General features: G+C 63.0%; 6 protein-coding genes. 4 read left to right on the top strand and 2 right to left on the bottom strand.

Features of this window, described 5'->3' with window-relative positions; translation table 11 throughout:
* Positions 1–307 precede the first annotated feature (307 nt).
* Positions 308–559, bottom strand: a complete 252-nt coding sequence (locus tag EN750_RS13230; RefSeq protein WP_189526181.1) for a hypothetical protein — start codon at positions 557–559, stop codon at positions 308–310.
* Positions 560–835: 276 nt separating this feature from the next.
* On the opposite strand from EN750_RS13230, the gene EN750_RS13225 reads away from it, so the two are divergent.
* The 4 genes from EN750_RS13225 to EN750_RS13210 all read left to right on the top strand — a co-directional run bounded on the left by EN750_RS13225 (position 836) and on the right by EN750_RS13210 (position 5,576).
* Positions 836–2,251: a LuxR C-terminal-related transcriptional regulator gene (locus EN750_RS13225; protein WP_127396677.1), complete on the top strand. Its 1,416-nt coding sequence runs from the start codon at positions 836–838 to the stop codon at positions 2,249–2,251.
* Between the two features lie 292 nt (positions 2,252–2,543).
* Positions 2,544–3,308, top strand: coding sequence for an SDR family NAD(P)-dependent oxidoreductase (locus EN750_RS13220; protein WP_245481818.1), 765 nt, complete (start codon positions 2,544–2,546; stop codon positions 3,306–3,308).
* A gap of 196 nt (positions 3,309–3,504) precedes the next feature.
* Positions 3,505–5,013 (top strand): multicopper oxidase family protein, encoded by a 1,509-nt coding sequence (locus EN750_RS13215; protein ID WP_127396676.1) that lies wholly within the window; start codon positions 3,505–3,507, stop codon positions 5,011–5,013.
* A gap of 26 nt (positions 5,014–5,039) precedes the next feature.
* Positions 5,040–5,576 carry a cytochrome c gene (locus tag EN750_RS13210; RefSeq protein ID WP_245481819.1) on the top strand — a complete coding sequence of 179 codons (537 nt, stop codon included), beginning with the start codon at positions 5,040–5,042 and terminating at the stop codon, positions 5,574–5,576.
* Between the two features lie 71 nt (positions 5,577–5,647).
* Here EN750_RS13210 and EN750_RS13205 read toward each other — a convergent pair whose 3' ends face one another.
* The gene (locus EN750_RS13205) at positions 5,648–6,349 is read right to left on the bottom strand and encodes a GntR family transcriptional regulator (protein ID WP_127268040.1); all 702 of its coding nucleotides are present in this window, start codon (positions 6,347–6,349) and stop codon (positions 5,648–5,650) included.
* Positions 6,350–6,541 lie beyond the last annotated feature (192 nt).

Here is a 6,541-nt window from a genome sequence, read left to right as displayed (position 1 = left end):
GTCAACGATCTGGACCATGACGCCCGTCGCCAGCCCGAGCCCATTGCCGAGATTGTAATATCCTCCGGGACCTACCATGCGTGAACGGATTGCCGCGGCGAAACGCGACAGGCCTGAAGTGTCGCCCGGCTCTCCGGCGGCATCGGGAAGGTCATGCATGATCATTGATAACGAACCCCGCGATCAGGCAGCGCACGCAGAAGACGTGCTGGATCATCTCGATCCGAGCAGCAGACAGTTGGCCCGCACCTTCGACATATCGATGTTTCGACAAAAGCTGGTGTATGTGGCGCGCGGTGAGACCAGCTTAGATCAGGCCGCGGTCGATCGGGCTTGCTTCGGTGATCGGCTCGGTCGTCATCGTGCTCTCGTCGTCTCCCGCCCTGTTCAGATTGGCGCAGTGCGGGTGAGCGTTGGCGGGGACAATCTCATAACCGGCTGCGATCAACTGGAGACTCATCTCCTCGAAGTGACGCTTCGAGCCGCTGACGATCGATTCAGGCGTGTAGTTCCAGCCGTTGCTGGCAGCATTGGCCAAGATGCTGGCATAGGCATGCATGCTGGCGATTTTCACGTTTGATTCCAGCAACTGTCGGCACCCGCTTGCGAAAGAAGGTGACGGTTGGGCGGAATAGCCCAAGGCCGTGCATGCCAGCACTATGGATACAGGACGCATGGAACCCCCTTAGCCGATTGTTTGTTGCCGTTAGGGAAGCTTGCGCCGTGCGAGCCTGCGGCGGAATCGGGCAGATGCGGTATTCGGCCTAGTGCATTTGTAGCATTCTTCTGTAGCATTCTTCGGCTACGGAGGGGTTTCCAAGGACGGGGGTCCACAATGGTGCTCGGCGCTTCGAAAGCTCAAACGCTTGTCGCTTTGTCGGGTCGTGAGCGCGAGGTCGCGGAAAAATTCGCCGCCGGCCTGACCTATCGGGAGATCGGCAAGGCGCTTTTCATTGCTCCGGCCACTGTTCGCACTCACCTTGCGACCATCTACGGAAAACTTGGGGTGCGGACCAAGATCGGGCTCGCGGCGTACTTTGCCGGCGCTTCCGGCGCCCGGCCAGGCGGGCTGTCACCCCATCAAAGCGAAAAACCGCGGCTGGCGGTGATGCCGGTCAAGGGTCAGTTCGGCAAAACAAGGACCGATGCGGATGCATTGACGCGCGCGTTGACCGCAGAGCTCGGACGCTTCTCCCAGATCGGAATCGTCGCAGCGGCCACAATGTTCGCGCTCGCGAAGCGGCATCTCACTGTCAAGGAAATCGGCAGGACCACGGGAGCCAACTATGTCCTGGAGGTCGCGGTCCATAGCCAAGACAAAGCCATGCACGCCTTCGCGCATCTCGTGGACGCCGAGGAGGAAGTCGAGGTCTGGAGCGCAAGATATGATCTCGCCCAGACGTCATCGCATGACGAATTGACAGGCGTGATCAGCGGAAATCTCTTCCAGGTGTTGATGAAGCACGCGGCAGGCCCGCCCGCCCTCGAGGAAGCAATTCAGCACCACAAGCTCTATCTGAAGGCGTTTTACCACGTCGAACGGCCGACGGCGAAAGGCATGGTCGTAGCGCGGCGTCTCTGTGAAAGGCTCCTCGCCGCCGAGCCAGAGCATGCATTGATAAGGGAGACTCTTGCCTGGGTCGATTTCCACTCCTGCTTCAACGGATGGTCCATTGAACCCATCGAGGCCTTTCGCCGGGCTGGTGATGAGGCTCGGGCCGGACTTTGTGGCCATGACCGGGAAGCATCTCTGCACAGTGCTCTCGGATTGGCCGAGACTTATCTCGGAAACTTGCAGACGGGCCTTGGCTGCCTGTGGCGGGCCATCGCACTCAATCCGAACGATGCAGAGTGTCGTACCTGGCTGGGAATTGGGCTAACTTACGCCGGAGATCTCGAAGGTGCACAGGCAGCTTTCGCGCGGGCCGACCTTCTCAGTCCGAATTATCATCCGATCTTTCTGTTCAGGGGCGATGCCGAATACGCCGGCGGGAACTATAACGCCGCGACTGCCTCGTTTGATCGATTTCTGATGGTCCTGCCTGAATACCACTGGGCACGGCTCCTGCGGGTTGCATCATACATGGGGATGGGCGATCTCGAGTCTGCGCGGAAGGACGTGTCGTTCGTCTCGCGCGAGTCGCCCAGGTTGACCGGCGAGTATGTCGATCGATTGCAGCAAGCGCGCGGTCCGGAGTTTAGAAATAACCTGTGGTCACGCCTCAGCGCAGCAGGACTGCCATGGAAGTGACCTATCGAGGATGACATTGGGCGCATAGGGTCCGGTTGCGTGTCAACTTGCGTCATGGCGGGCTCCAACCCGAACGGCGGGAACGAGTCACGGCCTGCGACTGCACGGCGGTGGCAGGATGGCTGGTCAACACCGGCCACGCAATGGACTAAGCATTCGGGCGGCGCCTACGCGGGTCACCAGGACGAAGCTCGGCAAAGCGGCGCAGAATGCTGCAGAGCAAATCTTCGCAGCGCCGTCGTCCAATCTGCGTGGTAAGACCGCGACAAGGCGGAAACCAGCGGAGCCTGATTTGACCATTCCCCATACCCGCATCAAACGCGCACTTATCACCGGCGCGGGCGCGGCCGACGGCATCGGCTTTGCCATTGCCCGGCAGCTCGGCTATGCCGACCATGCCGTTTTTCTCACCGGTGCCAGTGCGCGTGTGCTCGATCGCGCCGTTGGGCTCCGTGCAGAAGGCATCGATGCCAAGGCCGTGGTCGCCGATCTCACCATGGCAGCTGATGTCGCGCGGCTGCGGGCTGAAGTCGGCGCCGTCGACATCCTGGTCAACAATGCCGGCATGGGCTCGCTGGCATCGCCATCGGTCGACAAGGCGTTTCTCGCCATGACCGAGGCCGACTGGGATCAGGGGATCGACGTTAGCTTGAAGACGGCATTCCTCGTCACGAAGGCCTTTCTGCCGGCGATGGTCGAAGCGGGCTACGGGCGCATCGTCAATGTGGCGTCGGTCACCGGCCCGCTGGTATCTTTTGAAGGCACGGCCGCTTATTCCGCCGCCAAGGCCGGCATGGTCGGCCTGACGCGGACACTGGCGCTCGAAGTGGCCAAAAGCGGCATCACAGCCAATGCCGTGGCTCCCGGCTGGATCGAAACGGGCTCGTCGAGCGAGATGGAGCGGCAAGCCGCCCTACATACGCCGCCAGCGCGGGCCGGGCGGCCGGATGAGGTGGCCGCCGCGGTGGTATTCCTGGCCTCGGAAGGCGCCAGCTATGTCAATGGCGCGCTGCTGGTGGTCGACGGCGGCAACAGCCTTCAGGAGCGCAAGGGCTGAGAACTCTGCGACTTCGCCGGAACGACCGGTGTTCATGATCGGACAGCGGGTCCGTGCTCTCACTACATCGTGCGCCAGGGCAGCTTCTATCGTCACCGTCGACTGCTCGATCTCACTTGACCTTCCAGCTGCTGGAACCCTTAGGGTCACGCGAGGTCTTCCGGCGGGCCTTTCATCGAGAGCAAGGAGTGGAGAAATGCATCGACGCGGATTTCTGACGGCAAGCCTGGCGACGGTTCTGGCGAGCCCGCGTGCGCTGGCGCAGACGAAGATGGACGATATGTCGATGCCCGGCATGGGCGGCCATGCCGGGCACGACATGGCCGCGATGGTGCAAGACGCGGTCACCCTGCCCGAAGGCCAGGCGTTGCGCGCCCTGCAAGTGCTTGCCAACGAAGCCGACCGGCCGGGCCTGCTCAGGGCGAGGCTGACCGCGGAACCGGCCATTGCGAGGTTCGCCGAGGGGCGCGACACACCGATCCTCGCCTATAATGGCATCAGCCCGGGGCCGCTGATCGAGGCCTTCGAAGGCGACCGCGTCGAGATCACATTTGCCAACCGCATCGATAACGAGGTGAGCACCATCCACTGGCACGGCATGCCGGTGCCCGCCGACCAGGACGGCAGTCCGATGGATCCGGTTGCGGCGGGCACCGAGCGCGTTTATGCCTTCGAGCTGCCGGAAGGCTCCGCAGGCTCCTATTGGTACCACCCGCACCCGCACGGCAAGACGGCAGAGCAGGTCTATCGGGGTCTTGCCGGCGCCTTCGTCGTCAAGGCCAAGGCCGATCCCATCCCGGCCGAATATGGCGACACGGTGCTGGTGTTCACCGACCTCAGACTTGCCGCCGATGGCTCGATACCGAGCAACAGCATGAGCGATCTGATGAACGGCCGCATTGGCGACCACGTGCTGGTCAATGGCCAGAAGAATCCCAGGCTCTCGGTGGCAAAGGGCGCCAAGCGACGCCTGCGCCTCTACAACGCCACCAACGCACGGTTCCTGAAGCTTGCCTTCGACGGCGCGACGATAACAGTCATCGGAACGGATGGCGGGCTGCTCGCGGCGCCGGTGGCGGCGGACGAGATCCTGCTCAGCCCGGGCGAACGCCTCGAGTTGGTCGCATCCTTCGACAGGCCCGGCCCCATCACCCTCGATACGCTCGGCTACGACCGTGGCTGGATGGGTCCCGGCCGCCCGGCCGATGCGGGGCTGACGCTGCTGACGGTCGATGTCTCGGAGAGCGAAGCCGAGGCGGTGCCGCAGCTGCCGGCGCGGCTGCGGTCGATCGCACCGTTCGCTGACCCTGTCCTCACCCGGCGGCTCGTTTTAACGGAGACCATGGCGATGAAACCCACCGGCATGGAGATGGGTTTCCTGATCAACGGCAAGGCCTTCGACATGGAACGCGTCGACTTCGTCGCCAGGGCCGGCGAGATCGAGCTCTGGGAGATAGTCAACGAGGCCGACATGGACCATCCCTTTCACGTCCACGGTACTCAATTCCAGGTCGTCGAACATGAGCGCGACGGCGCGGTGTCCAAGCCGCCCTATCTCGCATGGAAGGACACGGTGAACGTCGCCCGCGGCGAGACGGTGCGGCTCCTGCTGCGCCAGGATAGGCCGGGGCAGCGCATGTATCACTGCCACATCCTCGAGCACGAGCAGCTCGGCATGATGGGCGTGCTCGATGTCATGGCATGAAGTTCGGCATCGCGTTCGGAGCGGTGGTGCTGGCGCTGGCCGGTTCGCTGAGCCTCTCCTCGCCGCAGGCGGTCGCCTCCAGTGATGAGATCGTGGCCGCACGCCAGGCCTCGATGAAGGTTATGGCGGCGGCAGCGAAAACCATCGCCGAGATGTTCGGCGGCAAGCGCGCCTACGACGCCGCCAGCTTCAAGGCGGCGGCGGAGGCGCTCAGCGCCCGTACCGGACCCGCCCTGATGGCTGAATTCCCGGCGGGCACGCTGGGCGCGCCGTCGGGCGCCAAAGCGGAAATCGATCAGGCGCGGCCGGAGTTCGAGGCGCTCGCCAGTCACATTGGCGAACTCGCCGATGCATTGGCAGCCAAGGCCGAAACCGCGCCTGCCCGGATCACCTCGGACATGCGCATGGGCGCGATGACGTCAATGGACGGGGGCAGTCTGCTCGGCAAGCGGCTGAAGACAACGGAGGCGGATCCGGCCGGATTGCCGGCGGAGCATCTTCTGCACCTTATCCTCCAGGATTGCTCAAGCTGCCATTCCAAGTTTCGGCAAAAGGTGAAGTGAGAACCGGCGATCACACCGCCATTTGTTGCCCTCTTGTGCAGCGATGCGGAATGCCAGGAAGGCCACCTGTATCAAGACGCCTTCGCCAGAAAATTCCGATAATCCGACTTGGCCTGCAGCAGGCGCAGCACATTGTCTCGCGAGCCGCGCACATGGGCGCGTGCCAGCGTGCCGGCTCGGGCGGCGTCGCCGGCGCAGATGGCATCGACGATCTCGGCGTGCTCGTCGCGGGCGATCTTCCATTCGTCCAGCCACAACAGTTCGGTCCAGACGTAGTGCTGGCACTTGTCGAGAATGCCGCACAGCATGTTGTGCAGCATCACGTTGCCGCTGATTTCGGCGATGACGCGGTGCAGGTCGATGCCGACTTCCAGTTCCTGGAATTTTTCCCGGTTCGTGCGTTCCGGAATGGCTGCCAGCCGTTCGCATTCGGCCAGCATGGCGCGCAGCCGCGCCTTGTCCTGTTCCGTCGCCGCCGTTGCCGCAAGTTCCGTCGCATGGCCGTCGAGCAGTTCGCGGATCTCGAAGGCCTCGCGGAACATGTTGATGTCGAACTCGGTGACGACATAGCCCTGGCGCGGCCGGCCGGTGACCAGCCCGTCACGCTCGAGGCGATTGAAAGCCTCGCGCACCGGGGTTCGGCTGACCGTCAGCTTCGCCGCGATGTCGTTTTCGGTGACGCGGGAGCCCGGCGGGATCTGGCCGGTCACGATCATCGCCTTCAGCGCGGAGTAGACCGAGTCGCGCAGCGTATTTTTGGTTTCCTTGGCCAAGCTTCCCTTCCCACTTCTCCGGCCTTTCAGCCGGAACACGCATAGCTGTAGCCGCAGTCGGCGCAATTTGCCACGCCTCCGGTGAAGCCGTCCCCTCACCAACCTGGTCCGGCACGAAGCGTACATTTCGAGCGCGCCGGCGGTGTTGACAACATCGATCGCTAGTCTACACTCAAAATTGTATACAAAATA

The organism is Mesorhizobium sp. M7A.F.Ca.ET.027.03.2.1 (assembly GCF_003999175.1).
In the GTDB taxonomy this organism is placed as follows: domain Bacteria; phylum Pseudomonadota; class Alphaproteobacteria; order Rhizobiales; family Rhizobiaceae; genus Mesorhizobium.
Note: the sequence above shows the minus strand (reverse complement) of the source record. Positions and strands in the feature narration are given on the sequence as shown.